Raw genomic sequence first — 12,443 nt, 5'->3', positions numbered from 1 at the left:
CGCTCTGCGCCCCATGCACGCCGAATACCCCGCACAACGGGCCCCGCAACGCGACGGTGCAAAGTTGTGAGGCCCGCTCTGCGCCCCATGCACGCCGAATACCCCGCACAACGGGCCCCGCAACGCGAGGGCGAACATGCAAACGGCGGGCGCCGCCTCCGGTGACCTCGTCACCAAAGGCGGGCACCCGCCGTCGTGCGTGTTTGGAACCTAGCTGAACAGCTCGCTCTTGGGCTCGTTGTTCTTGACCTTCTGCCAGCCGAGCCACAGGACCAGGGCGAAGAACGGGATGGTCGCCAGGGTCCAGAGGCCCAGGAGGAACACGTCGCCGGTGGCCTTGTCCGTCACGGTGTCGAAACCGATCAGCACGGTGATGGCCAGCAGGGCAACGAGGCCCAACCAGCTGGTCCACGGCGAACCGGGCATCGGCAGGGAGGATACGCTCCCGCGCTTGTGGCGCAGGGCAATCTGGCTCGCGAAGATGGAACCCCACGTGAAGATCACGCCGATGGAGGCCGTGTTCAGCGCGAGGTCGAAGGCGTGGGAGCCGCCCAGCCAGATGTTGAGGAGGATCCCCACGAGGTACACGCCGCCGATCGCAAGGATCGCAGCGTAAGGAACGTGGCGCGTGGACATCTTGGTCAGCCACTGCGGAGCGTGGCCATTGTTGGCCATGGTGCGGAAGATTCGGCCGATCGAGTACAGGCCGGAGTTGCAGGAAGAAAGCGCGGCGGTGATGACGATCATGTTCATCACGTCGCCCATCCAGCCCAGGCCCATCTGCCCGAACACGGTGACGAACGGCGAAGTACCAGCCTTGTACTGGTCCGAGGGCAGCAGCATGGCGAGCAGGGTCACGGAACCGACGTAGAACACCACAATGCGGATCACGACGGCGCGGATCGCCTTGGGAACTTCGCGTTCCGGATTCTGCATCTCGCCTGCGGTAATGCCGACGAGTTCGATCGCGTTGTAGGCGAAGATCACGGCGTTCAGGACCAGGATCATCACCAGGCCGCCCTTGGGGAACATGCCGCCTTCGTCGTGGAAGAGGTTGCCCACGGAGGCGTGGCCGGCACCGACCTGTGCGTTGGTGACCACCATGAAGGTGCCCACGGCCAGGAAGATCACGATCGCGGCGACCTTCAGGCAGGAAGCCCAGAACTCGAATTCACCGAACGCCTTGACGCTGAACAGGTTCACGGCCACCAGCAGCACCAGCGCAGCAATGGCGGACAGTTCAACGGGAACGTTCGGGAAGAAGAACTGGAAGTACAGGCCGATCGCGATCAGCTCGGCAATGCCGGTCATGGCCCAGTTGATGAAGTACATCCAACCGGACAGGTAGGCGCCCTTCTTGCCGAACATTTCACCGGCGTAGCTCACGAACGAACCGGAGGTCTGGCGGTACATGATGAGCTCACCGAGGGCGCGCATCAGCAGGTAGGCGATGACGCCGGCAATGGCGTAGGAGAAAATCAGGGCCGGGCCCGTGGAGGCCAGGCGGCCACCGGCGCCCATGAAGAGGCCGACGCCGATCGCGCCACCCATGGCGATCATGGTCACGTGGCGGCGGCTGAGGGTCTTCTGGTAGCCCTCGGCGCTGAGGGTGGAGGTACCGGCGGCGGTTGAGGCCTTGGGGCTCTGGAGATCTGTGGGAGTACTTTGCGGCACAGCTGTTCCTTGTGGGTTGGGGTATTGCTGTTGTGGTTGCGCCAGTGCCGGAGCACGGGCGGAATCGGCACACAAAATTCGGATTTTCCTGCTTTGGGGAATCCGCTGTGTGACGCAGGCCGCAGAACGCCGAACGTTCGCGCAACCCGTCTATCTTACGGCATATGACGCGGCGCTCGTGACGCAGGCAACAAACCCTTGCTGCAGTGCGCCAACGCGGGGTCACTTACGGCCCATCCGGACACCCCTGATGGGCCGTAAGTGACCCCGCGTTGCTTAGAGGAGGACGCCGTCGTGCATCCCGTGGCGAACCCAGTCACCAACAGGCGCCAAACGCGCGCAACGATCAAACCACTTCCCCAACGCCCTGTCGTGGCTGACCATCAGCACGGTGCCGGCAAAAGACGCCAGAGCATCCTCGAGCTGTTCCACCAGCACGGGCGCCAGATGGTTGGTGGGTTCGTCCAGGATCAGGGTGTCGTATCCGCCCAACAGCAGCCGGGCCAGGGCGAGGCGCCGTTGCTGTCCGGCGGAGAGGCTCCCCACGGGAACATGGAACTCGGCGGGACGGAACAGTCCCAGACGGAGCAAGGCCTCGGCGTGCTCGTCGATGTTGCCTCCGAGGCCGGCGGCAAAGACCGGCAGCATCCGCAGTCCGGGCCGGACCGGCACCTCGAGTTCCTGGCGGAGATAGCCCACGGCTCCTGAGAGGCGGACCTCGCCCGCAGCCGGTTCTGTGTCGCCGGCAAGGACAGAGAGCAGCGTGGATTTTCCGGCACCATTTGGCCCGGTGAGGAGCACTTTGTTGCCGGGCCGCACGTGCAGGTCAGTGTGTTGAAGACGCCCGGGAACGGCGACACCCACGGCTTCAATGGCCGGAGCGCCGTCCCCATCCAGTGAAGATTCCAACGGAGCCGCGAGCGCCAGAGGTACGGGCGGCCGCTCAACGGGGTTCTCCTCGAGCCGCCGCAGCCGCTCCTTCGCGTTCCGGACTTTGCTCGCCGCGGCCTGCTCCCAGGTACCGGTCTTCACGCCGAAGGCCATCTTGTCGTTATCGCGACGCCGGCCGTACCCCATGCTTCCAGCGACCGTCGCGGCTTGCAGCTTCTCGGCAGCCATGGCGTCCAGCCAGTCGTCGTATTGCTGCACCCATCGGGCACGCTGGGCCGCCTTCTCGCGAAGATACCCGTCGTAGCCGTTGCCGTACCGCGCCACCGAGCGACGTTCAGCATCCACTTCGATCACTGTGGTGGCCAGCTTCCGCAGAAGGACGCGGTCATGCGAAATCACGACGACGGTCCCCCGGTGGGCGGCCAGCCTTGCTTCCAGCCACTCGGTTCCCGACGCGTCCAGATGGTTGGTTGGCTCGTCCAGCAGCAGGGCATCGACCGGATCGGCCAGCAAACAAGCCAGGGCCACCCGTTCCTGCTCGCCTCCGGAGAGGGAGGAAAGCGTTCGACGCCGGTCCAGGCCTCCCAGCCCCAGCTTGTCCAATGCCGCTTCCACCCGGGACTCGGCGGCGTATCCCTCACGAAGTTGGTACTCGGTGCTCAGCTGTCCATAGAGGTCCAGGGATTCCGGGTCCGCTGAGGCAAGGCCCTCCTCCAACTCCCCAATCCGGGCTTCAAGGGAGCGCAGGGACGAGAGGGAGGCGTCAATGGCATCCCCTACCGTCAGGGACTCGGGAAGTCCGTGGGTCTGCGCGAGGTAGCCAACGCGGTAGCCGCCGGGTCCCCGCGAACCGGCCTTGCCGCCGTCGGGCGTTTCCTCGCCGGCCAGCAGGCGCAACAGGGTGGACTTCCCCGCGCCGTTTTCGCCGACGATGGCGACGTGTTCGCCGTGATCGACCACGAGGTCGACGGACGTGAAAAGTTCGCGGTCCCCGTAGCCGTGGGAAACGCCGGAAAGGTGTAGGTGATGGGTCAAGAGATGTCCTTGCAGGTCCGCAGTTATTGGCAGAACGCCATGTGGGCACTGGGAAGGCAGCCGGAAGAAGGGGCTGCGGTTAGGACTCCATCGCTCCAGCCTGCCCGGGCGGACGCTGTCCAGTCAAGTTACGGGCGGCAAAAGCTAGGCTGGTCATATGGGCTCCCTCACGACGCAAACCAGGCTGTACCGGTTCAACATCCTTGATGCTGCCGCCGTCGTGGCCTATGTGGGCTTCACGGCCTACTTTACGTTTGCCGGCGCGTCCGTGGAGCGGCTCATGCTGCAGATTTTCCCGGAGCCTGCCACAGCGTCCTATGCCGTGAACGCGGTCTTCTATGCCGCCGTCGGCATCTTCGCCGTCGCTTCGGCCTGGCGCGTGGTGGGCCGTGACTTCCGGATCCTTGGCACCCGGCCATGGTTCACGTTGGGGATGGTCCCGCTGGCCGTGGTGGTCATGCTCATCATCACGGCGATCCTGGTGGCGGCTTTGGGCGGGGCGCAGAGCTCCGAGAACCAAATGGGCATCCAGGGCCTGCTGCAGCACGTGCCCGCATGGCTCATGGTTCCCTTGTTGGTGCTCCTTGGCCCGTTCGTGGAGGAGTACCTGTTCCGGCATCTGCTGATCGGCAAGTTGTCGCAGTACCTAAACATCTGGATCTGCTGCATTGTGTCCACGGTGGTGTTCGCCTCGATCCACACCATTGGCCGCGAAGGACTGGAACTGTCCGCCCTCGCGCCGTACCTGGGCATGGCAGTGGTCCTGGTGGGGGTCTACGTGTGGACGGGCAAGAACCTGATGTTCTCCTACTTTGTCCACGCCGCGAAGAACCTCCTCGCCGTGGTCCTGATCTACGCCGTCCCGGCCGACCTCCTCCCCAACTAGGTCGCATTTGTGCGCGTTTTGAGCCCTCAAAACGCCAAAAAATGCGACCTAGTTGGGCGGGCGGGAGGGGCGGCGAGTTCTGCATCAGCTGGGGCCATTACTAGACTCGGACTGTGAACAACGATCTCCCCGCCAAGGTTTCCGACGTCTTTGACCCCTCGCGCTGGCGCACAGTTTCCGGCTTCGACGACTTCAAGGACATGACGTACCACCGGCAGGTCGAGCGCACGGCTGACGGGGTCAAGGACCTTCCCACGGTCCGGATCGCCTTCAACCGGCCCGAGGTCCGCAACGCGTTCCGCCCCGGCACCGTGGACGAGCTCTACCGCGCCATGGACCACGCCCGCATGACGCCGGATGTCGCGACGGTGCTGCTCACCGGCAACGGGCCGTCGGAAAAAGACGGCGGCCATTCCTTCTGTTCCGGCGGCGACCAGCGCATCCGTGGCCGCGACGGCTACCGCTACGCCGAAGGCGATACCCAGGAGACCATCGACCCTGCCCGCGCGGGACGCCTCCACATCCTCGAAGTCCAGCGTTTGATGCGGACCATGCCCAAGGTGGTCATCGCCGTCGTGAACGGCTGGGCGGCAGGCGGCGGCCACTCACTGCACGTGGTCAGCGACCTCACCATCGCCTCCCGCGAGCACGGCAAGTTCAAACAGACGGACGCCACGGTGGGAAGTTTCGACGCCGGATACGGCTCTGCGCTGCTGGCCCGCCAGATCGGCCAGAAAGCCGCGCGGGAAATCTTCTTCCTTGCCCGCGAATACTCCGCCGAGGACATGGTGCGCATGGGCGCGGTCAACGAGGCCGTGGACCACGAACGCCTCGAAGAAGTGGCCTTGGAGTACGCCGCGGACATTGCCCGCCAGTCGCCACAGGCCATCCGGATGCTCAAGTTCGCGTTCAACCTCGCGGATGACGGCCTCGCCGGGCAGCAGGTCTTCGCCGGCGAAGCGACGCGCCTGGCCTACATGACGGACGAGGCCGTGGAGGGCAAGGAAGCGTTCCTCCAGAAGCGCGATCCCGACTGGTCAAACTTCCCCTACTACTTCTAGGACCCGCCGTGGACATCGATCCCATCCTCAAGGCGCTGGCCGCCGCCCTCCAAGGCGAGGGCCCCGCCGTCGAAATCGTCGTTGACGCCAACGGCGCACCGGGCGCGCTGCCCGTGGAAACCGGCATCGAGGACGCCGCAGTAGTGGTCCGCACCTCGGGATCCACCGGAACGCCCAAGGCAACAGTGCTCACCGTTGATGCCTTGGCGGCGTCATCCGTGGGCACGGCCATCGCCCTGCGCGGCGAAGGCCAGTGGCTGCTCGCCCTTCCCCTCCAGTACGTGGCCGGCGTGCAGGTGCTGGTCCGGTCCCTGTACGCCGGAACCAGGCCATGGGTGATGGACCTGTCCAACGGTTTCACGCCCGAGGCCTTTACGGCCGCCGCCGGGGAGCTCACGGACAAGATCCGCTTCACGTCGCTGGTTCCCACCCAGTTGCAGCGGCTCCTGGACTCCCCCGCCCCGGAAACCCTGGCCGTGCTGCGCCGCTTCAACGGCATCCTCCTTGGCGGCGCACCGGCGTCTCCATCGCTGCTCGCCGCGGCCCACGCAGAGGGACTGAACGTAGTGACCACCTACGGTTCAGCCGAGACCTGCGGCGGGTGCGTGTACGACGGCGAGCCGCTGGACGGCGTCGAGGTCCGCCTGGGCGAGGGCGAACTGGAGGGGCGCATCCTGCTGGGCGGCGCGACTGTCGCCGCCGGCTACCTGGACGGCGGCCCCGAAGCGTTCTTCGAGGACGACGACACGCGCTGGTACGTCACCGGCGATTTGGGCGAGCTGTCACCCGATGGCAGGCTCACCGTCCTGGGGCGCGCCGACGACGTCATCATCACCGGCGGCGTCAAGGCCTCCGCCGCGTTCATCCAAAGCAAGCTGGAAGAGCTCGACGGCGTCACGGCGGCCTTCGTGGCCGGCGTCCCCTCGCGCGAGTGGGGACAAGCCGTTGCCGCCTACGTCGCGGTGACCGATCCCACGCCCGAAGGAATCCGCGGATTCACTGCCAGGCCGGAGACCGTCTTGGGCGCCCTGGCGCCGAAAACCGTGGTTGCCGTCAGCGAATTGATCATGCTCCCCAACGGAAAGCCGGACAGGCTGGCCATGATCGAACAGCTCGAGCAATTCCATCAGGGACAATAGACAAGTTCGTCCCCAAACCGAAGATCAACGCGAAACACACGAGGTATTGCACGTGGCGACAGCTGCACAATGGATTCAAGGAGCCCGGCTCCGCACACTGCCCGCAGCGATTGCGCCGGTTCTGATCGGCTCCGCAGCGGCCTTCGAACTCCATGCTTTCCGGCTGCCCAACGCCATCCTGGCCGCGCTCGTGGCCTTGCTGCTCCAGATTGGCGTCAACTACGCCAACGACTACTCCGACGGCATCCGCGGCACCGACGAGGACCGCGTTGGCCCGCTGCGCCTGGTGGGCTCCGGCGTGGCCAAGCCGGATCACGTGAAGTGGGCGGCGTTCGGGCTGTTCGGACTGGCCATGGTGTGTGGCCTCATCCTGGTGATCATCACCCAGACCTGGTGGCTGATCTTGGTGGGAATCGGCTGCGTCCTGGCAGCGTGGGGCTACACCGGAGGCAAGAACCCGTACGGCTACCTCGGCTTGGGCGACGTCTTCGTGTTCGTGTTCTTCGGGCTCGTGGCCACACTGGGAACCACGTATACGCAAGCAGGGCAGGTCAGCCTGGCGGCGGTGATCGGCGCGATCGGCACCGGACTCATCGCCTGCGCGCTCCTCATGGCCAACAACGTCCGGGACATCCCCACGGACACAGCGGCCGGGAAGCGGACCTTGGCCGTGCGTTTGGGTGACAGGCATGCCCGTGAAAGCTACGTGCTGATGCTGGGCGTCGCGATACTGCTGGTGGTGGTGCTGGCGCCCACCAAGCCTTGGATGCTGATTGTGCTCCTGCTGATCCCGGCCTGCCTGATGCCGGCCTGGCTCATGGTCAACGGGAAGAAGCGCAAGAGCCTCATCCCCGTGCTCAAGCAGACGGGCCTGATCAACCTCGGCTACAGCCTGCTGTTCTCGCTCGGATTGATCCTCACCCGGATCTGATTGCCAAGCGGAAAACTTTTAGGCAGAACCCGGGCGCTTGTCATTGTTGATGGCAACGTCCGGGTTTTGTTCAACCAGCGTGTCCTCGGCTGCGGCGTCTTCAACCTCGCCGGCGGAACGCAGCGGCTTGGCCCGGCCGGAGAAACGCTCGCGCATGGCTCCGGTTGCAGCATCGCGTTGCTTTTGGAAGAACAGGTAGCTGAGGGCAAAGGCAATCACTCCTGCACAGACCACCGCAAGGATTGCACCCGTCCCCAAAAAGTAGAAAAGCACGAACAACGGCACGAACAGCGCCAAACGAATCAGGGAATACTTCAGGAAAGCCACCATCCAAGTTTAGCCGCCTTCATGGTTGCACTCTGATCACGGCCACTGCGGGGCATCCAGCGAATGCCTTTCGGCGACTAGACTTGGTGCATGCTCCGCGTTGTTGGCGTCGTCCTGGTTCTTGTTGTCTTTGTGTACGCCCTCATCGATGTCATCCGTACTGACAGCCGCAGCACCCGCGGCATTTCCAAGCCCGCCTGGATTGTGGTCATGCTGGTCCTTCCTGTGCTCGGCGCTGTCCTCTGGTTCATCTTCGGCCGGCCGTATGGCCGTCCTTCGGCACGACCGGTCCGCAGCTACCCCACGGCTCCGGATGACGACCCCGAGTTCCTCCGCAACCTGGAAAGCCGCCGACGCAACCAGGCTGAAGAAGAGCGGCTCAAGAAACTGAAAGCCGAACTCGAGGCCAAGGAGCGCAAGCTCAAGGATTCACAAAGCCCTGACACAGACGAACTGAAGTAGGGAACATGGCCCAACAAGCTGATGAATCGCGGTCGCTCCAAGCACAACCCGGGACGCCTCTCAGCGGGCCACCATTGAACACCCCAGCACCACCGCCACGCCCAGGCGTGTCCGTCTCCTCGCCCCCGCCGATCGTCGCGGCAGTGCGCCCGCCCGGCCCGGCCCGTTGGGCGCGTTCCTTGTGGCTGGCCAGCTTCCTGGCAGGCTTCGGCGTCATCCTTACGGATTTTCTGGGCCGCAACGCGCACTTCGAACGCCTCAAGGGCGTCATCGGAGGCATGGTCCCCGACGGCGACGCCAAGGCACTCGAGGGAGCCACCGCCGTCGTCTTCCTCGGAAGCCTGGGCCTGCTCGCGCTGGTGGTCGCCATGGAAGCCGTCCTCCTGGCAGTCGTGTTCCGGCACCGCGGGTGGGCCCGATGGGCTTTGGCCCCGGTGGTCCTGCTGCACGCGGTGGTGACGGTGGTCATCGCCGACTTCGTGATCGCTCCCGGTGCCGACGGCGTCCTCGCAACAGTCCTCCTGGCGGCGCAGTACATCCTTGCCGCTGCGGGCCTCATCCTGTTGTTCCTGCCGTCCGTTTCCGTGTGGCTCAGGCGGGGACGCACCGCTGCGCCGGTACCGCTGCAGCCAGCGAACCGCGGCTAACGTGCGGCCGGGATCGCGGCCAGCATCCCTTCACAGCTGCGGATCACCACGCGGCATGCCTCCAGGGCAACCGGTTCCGTCAGCGGGTTCTCAGCGATCGCATGCCAGCGGTCCAAGCTCGCACGGGCGCGGTCGCTGACGCGGGATTCGCTTGCATCTCCGGGAAGGCCCAGACGGAGCGCAGGTGCCGTCCCGGATCCGCCCACCAGGCGCTCGGCCTCGGCGGCTGCCTGTGGAGCCAGCCCCACGCCGCTGGTCCGGAGCGCCGCCAGGAGCTTCAACTCCCTGAATTCGTGGGCGCCCGCCTGGAGCCGTTCCAAGTCCGCAGCCAGTTGCCCTGCACCTTCCGGCGCCGAAGTGCGCAGCAGCGCTTCCAAACCCACGACGGCGGCACGCGCCTTGAGTGCCTCGGCCCGCGCCTGGAACAACGCGGCAATGCTTTGAAGCAGCTGGCCCAAACCGCTGCGCCGGGCGAGCTCGTGGGCCAGGGCCGTGGGATCATCGAGTCCGCCACGGAGCAGGGCCACGCCCAGACGGATGCCGAACAGCCCGAACCGGTCAACGAGCGATGCCTTGGTTTCTGCGTCTACACCCGTCGGTTCCGCAGCCCGCACAAAGCGGTCCGCGGACAGCATCATCCGTTCCCATCGGGGTCTTTCAAGGCCTGCCAGGGCAACCAACGCTTCAAATTCGGCTTGCCGCATGGTCCGTGCACTCTGCGCGAGCAAACCCGCAACCGGAACCACGCCAAGGGCGAGTGGCTTCAGGTTCTCGTCGCGGCTGTAGCGGTCTGCGATGACCGCGGCCGAAATCAGCGAATCGATCCGGCCTGCGCCGATCTCATCTGCCCTGGACAGCACGGCGAGCGCATTGACGGTCCCGGACCTGCCGGCCGCATTGTCCTTGAACGATTCGAGGAACCGTACGTCCGAGGCATGCATGTGGCGCATGAGGTAGATGACGGCGTCGGCGGCTGCGGGCGCGTTTTCCGGCAGGAGGAAGGCCGTTGACCGTCCTGACACGTCCTGGGAAAGGGACGCGATTCCCGGTGTGTCGATCAGGGTCAGTTCCCGCAGTCCCGCGGCTGGCCAGTCCACCACCAAGCGTTCCACGTCCTCGGCCTTGGTGCTGCCAAGGGGGAACACCAGGCGCCCGCTCTCACGGGTGACAGGCAGCGGACGTGGTTCGCCGTGCACCGGGAAAAGGGTGACGCGGGGTGTGGCACCGTGCCTGTACCACGTGACGATTTTGGTGCACTCTCCTGCGTCCGTTGGCGCGATTTCCTCGCCGATGATCGCGTTGAGGAGGGTGGATTTTCCGGCCTTGACCATCCCTGCCACCGCGATTCGGAGTGGTCCGGACAGCCGCCCGTCGAGCTCATCAAGCTCAGTCAAGGCAGCGGGATCGTCTCGGAAAGCCTCCCTGGCTTGGGCCACGAGAGCGGCGGTTTCGGCGATGCCGGAGTCAGCCACGGCGTTCATCCGGCCCGCAACCCGGCTGCCTGGGCCCTGGGTTGGGCGCTTTCCTGGAGGGCCCCAGCGGCCTGGGCCAGTGCGTCCACCTTCTTCAACTGGAGCCTGATGTCCTTGATGCGCAGGTCCCGTTCGACGGCGTACGTGGCGGCAGCTTTCTGGGCAGCCGCCACTGAATCCGTCAAGGAGCGGTGGTGCTCATCGGCTATCTCCGTGAAGTGGTCCCGGGTGGCCCGCTGGACAAGGCGCAGCCTGTCCTTGAGTTGCTTGCCTACTTGGAACACGACGTCGTCCACCTGTTTGCGGACCAGCGCCTTGGCTTCGGCTTGGCGGCGCTTGAGGCGGGCTTCCTTTTCTTCCCTGTACGCCTTGCGGCCCAGCAGGAGTCCGGCACCCACGGACAACGGGTTGATCAGGGCCAGGCCGAAAATGCCCGTCAGCAGGCCGAACATCAGTACTCCACCATAGGAGCCGCGCATCCCGATGAGGACTTTCTGGAGCGGTGCCATCTTTCCGTCCTCCATGGTTGGCATCTCCCCAACCGGGTCCAGCACGCCGCCGGTGTCGGCGACCTGCATGAGCGGCAGGGCTACCTCTTCTTCGGAGAAGTGTTCGGCCACCTGTCCGGCCAGCCATTGGGCCCGTTCGCTGGTCCACACGAAGGTATCGGAGACGGCGGACGCGGCGCTTTGTTCCAGCCAGAGGGAGAATTGCTCCCAGGCAGGGCCGGGGTCGCCTTGATCGATGGCGTTTTCTGCCTCGCGCTGGATGCGGCGCAAACGGTCCCGGAGGTCGTATTCCATGTCCGCGATGAGATCGCCGATGCCATCGTTAAGCGTGGTCTGCCAGCGGGCCGACCGTTTCCTTAAGGCGTCGGCTTCCTGTTTGGCCGTCTGCAGGTCGGCGATCATCTGAGGCGTGCCATCCGGGTTTTCCAGGGCCGCCAGCTCGGACTGCAGCGAGAGCCGGAGGTGCTCGGCCACGGACAGGAGGTCGTGCTGCACCGATTTCTGCCGGATCGCTGCCGCCTGTCCTTCGATGTGGTTCCTCAAGTACGTGATCAAGGCAGGAAACCCAGACTCCTCGTTCAGTTCCCTGTCCTGAATGCGTGCGGCCTGCAGGCGGAGTTCGGAGGATACCGGGAGCAGCGTGATCTCCGGTGCGACGCCGGACAAATGCTTGCGATCGAGCTCTGCGATCTGCCGCCAGGCGGGGTAGAGATCGGTCTTGGAGAGGACGCAGAGCACGTTCGGGCACACCCGCATGGCTTGGCGGAGGAAGCGGATTTCCGGTTCGGTGTATTCCTGCGACGCATCGGAAACGAACACCACCGCGTGTGCCGAGGGGAGCGCCGTCAACGTGGTCAGGGTGTGGGAGGATCCGAGTCCGCCCACGCCCGGGGAATCGACGATCGTCAGTCCGCCGGCGAGGAGTTGCCGGGGCAACGCCACCTCTGCTGCCACGAGGTTCCTGTTATTTCCGGGGTTGCCGGCTTCCGAGACGTAGGCTGCGAGTTGGTCGAGGTCCACAGGACGACGCTCCAGCTGCGGATCACCGGCTGAAGATTCCGAGGGCGGCAACTCTCCTTGGCCAGGAATTTCTTTGGGGACCAGAACTGCTGCGGACGCGGGATCGCCGTGCTTGACCAGGGTGGGCACCGAAGTGGCGATGTCGTCATCAACCGGGCAGACAGGGGCGTTGACCAAGGCATTGATGAGCTGGCTCTTGCCTTGTTTGAACTCCCCCACCACCATCACCCGGACGCTCGGATCACGCAAACGCCCGCGGGCCTGTTCCAGCCGCCGTCGAAGGTCGTTCCTCTCCCCCGCCCCCACCAGTTCCATGCCCTGTTCCACCAAGGCGGCCATGCGTTCCGTTTCCGTCACAGTTGCTCCTTTGCTCCCGGACCCTCATCTTC

General features: G+C 65.2%; 11 protein-coding genes. 6 read left to right on the top strand and 5 right to left on the bottom strand.

The annotated features are described in order from the left end of the window. Nucleotides 1-210: 210 nt before the first annotated feature. Nucleotides 211-1,674, bottom strand: a complete 1,464-nt coding sequence (locus ACFVSJ_RS15225) for an amino acid permease (protein ID WP_387437708.1) — start codon at nt 1,672-1,674, stop codon at nt 211-213. A 276-nt stretch (nt 1,675-1,950) separates the two neighbouring features. Further along, nucleotides 1,951-3,600: an ABC-F family ATP-binding cassette domain-containing protein gene (locus ACFVSJ_RS15220; protein ID WP_387437707.1), complete on the bottom strand. Its 1,650-nt coding sequence runs from the start codon at nt 3,598-3,600 to the stop codon at nt 1,951-1,953. Nucleotides 3,601-3,757: 157 nt separating this feature from the next. Here ACFVSJ_RS15220 and ACFVSJ_RS15215 point away from each other — a divergent pair, with 157 nt between their 5' ends. The 4 genes from ACFVSJ_RS15215 to ACFVSJ_RS15200 all read left to right on the top strand — a co-directional run bounded on the left by ACFVSJ_RS15215 (nt 3,758) and on the right by ACFVSJ_RS15200 (nt 7,617). After that, complete coding sequence (locus ACFVSJ_RS15215) at nt 3,758-4,486, top strand: CPBP family intramembrane glutamic endopeptidase (RefSeq protein WP_387437705.1); 729 nt, start codon at nt 3,758-3,760, stop codon at nt 4,484-4,486. A 113-nt stretch (nt 4,487-4,599) separates the two neighbouring features. Further along, complete coding sequence (locus ACFVSJ_RS15210; RefSeq protein ID WP_387437704.1) at nt 4,600-5,547, top strand: 1,4-dihydroxy-2-naphthoyl-CoA synthase; 948 nt, start codon at nt 4,600-4,602, stop codon at nt 5,545-5,547. Between the two features lie 8 nt (nt 5,548-5,555). Beyond that, a complete protein-coding gene (locus ACFVSJ_RS15205; protein WP_387437703.1) occupies nt 5,556-6,686 on the top strand; it encodes an AMP-binding protein in 1,131 nt (376 codons plus the stop codon). Nucleotides 6,687-6,738: 52 nt separating this feature from the next. Beyond that, entirely contained in the window at nt 6,739-7,617 is an 879-nt protein-coding gene (locus ACFVSJ_RS15200; protein WP_387437702.1) for a 1,4-dihydroxy-2-naphthoate polyprenyltransferase, read from the top strand. An 18-nt stretch (nt 7,618-7,635) separates the two neighbouring features. Here ACFVSJ_RS15200 and ACFVSJ_RS15195 read toward each other — a convergent pair whose 3' ends face one another. Beyond that, nucleotides 7,636-7,947 carry a DUF4229 domain-containing protein gene (locus ACFVSJ_RS15195; protein WP_387437701.1) on the bottom strand — a complete coding sequence of 104 codons (312 nt, stop codon included), beginning with the start codon at nt 7,945-7,947 and terminating at the stop codon, nt 7,636-7,638. An 87-nt stretch (nt 7,948-8,034) separates the two neighbouring features. Here ACFVSJ_RS15195 and ACFVSJ_RS15190 point away from each other — a divergent pair, with 87 nt between their 5' ends. Together ACFVSJ_RS15190 and ACFVSJ_RS15185 are read left to right on the top strand one after the other, a co-directional pair. Continuing rightward, the gene (locus tag ACFVSJ_RS15190) at nt 8,035-8,406 is read left to right on the top strand and encodes a PLD nuclease N-terminal domain-containing protein (protein ID WP_387437700.1); all 372 of its coding nucleotides are present in this window, start codon (nt 8,035-8,037) and stop codon (nt 8,404-8,406) included. 5 nt (nt 8,407-8,411) lie between these two features. Beyond that, complete coding sequence (locus tag ACFVSJ_RS15185; RefSeq protein ID WP_387437699.1) at nt 8,412-9,053, top strand: hypothetical protein; 642 nt, start codon at nt 8,412-8,414, stop codon at nt 9,051-9,053. Here the strand turns inward: ACFVSJ_RS15185 and ACFVSJ_RS15180 are convergent. Next, nucleotides 9,050-10,525 (bottom strand): dynamin family protein, encoded by a 1,476-nt coding sequence (locus tag ACFVSJ_RS15180; RefSeq protein WP_387437698.1) that lies wholly within the window; start codon nt 10,523-10,525, stop codon nt 9,050-9,052. The genes ACFVSJ_RS15185 and ACFVSJ_RS15180 overlap by 4 nt on opposite strands. A 5-nt stretch (nt 10,526-10,530) precedes the next feature. Next, on the bottom strand, nt 10,531-12,393 hold the full coding sequence (locus ACFVSJ_RS15175) for a dynamin family protein (protein WP_387437896.1): 1,863 nt from the start codon (nt 12,391-12,393) through the stop codon (nt 10,531-10,533). Between the last annotated feature and the right edge of the window lie 50 nt (nt 12,394-12,443).

The organism is Paenarthrobacter sp. NPDC058040 (assembly GCF_042885775.1).
Classification (GTDB): Bacteria; Actinomycetota; Actinomycetes; order Actinomycetales; family Micrococcaceae; genus Arthrobacter.
This window is presented reverse-complemented; position numbering and strand designations above follow the sequence as displayed.

What these genes read in the sequence shown, in the direction of transcription:
- ACFVSJ_RS15185 (WP_387437699.1), top strand. Translation starts at nt 8,412, where the DNA reads ATGGCCCAACAAGCTGATGAATCGCGGTCGCTCCAAGCACAACCCGGG.
- ACFVSJ_RS15195 (WP_387437701.1), bottom strand. Translation starts at nt 7,947, where the DNA reads ATGGTGGCTTTCCTGAAGTATTCCCTGATTCGTTTGGCGCTGTTCGTG.
- ACFVSJ_RS15215 (WP_387437705.1), top strand. Translation starts at nt 3,758, where the DNA reads ATGGGCTCCCTCACGACGCAAACCAGGCTGTACCGGTTCAACATCCTT.
- ACFVSJ_RS15190 (WP_387437700.1), top strand. Translation starts at nt 8,035, where the DNA reads ATGCTCCGCGTTGTTGGCGTCGTCCTGGTTCTTGTTGTCTTTGTGTAC.
- ACFVSJ_RS15175 (WP_387437896.1), bottom strand. Translation starts at nt 12,393, where the DNA reads ATGGCCGCCTTGGTGGAACAGGGCATGGAACTGGTGGGGGCGGGGGAG.